The 328-nt window shown below is 44.8% G+C and carries 1 protein-coding gene; it reads right to left on the reverse strand.

The features are described 5' to 3' along the window. A partial coding sequence (locus AC0L20_RS40410) for a hypothetical protein (protein ID WP_473295731.1) occupies positions 1 to 328 on the reverse strand: 328 nt, incomplete at both ends.

The following is a 328-nucleotide window of genomic DNA, read 5'->3' on the forward strand; positions in this document are numbered from 1 at the left end:
TTAACGTGATAGTGGTGCCCTGCTGTTTGGTTAATGTGACGGCGTATGGCTGTTTGAAACCTTCTTTGAGGACAGAAGAAAACACAAGCTCTTGGGTGTTTGAATCGAAGAAAACGTTAGTGTTGTCGGTGTCTTTTATGTTTGTCTGTTTATTTTCAAAATTCCAATCATCTAAGCCGTTGAAAACCTTTTGCGACGTTATGGTAATCGTGTGCTCGGCTGCCGGCGCTATCTTGAACTGCAGGTTGCCCTCGTTCTTGTGAGCAAAGAGCGTGAGAAATTGTCGGGAGCTGTCAGGCAGCAATTCGTTGTAATACCCGTTAGTGTG

It is taken from the genome of Bradyrhizobium sp. Kon58, assembly GCF_055807455.1.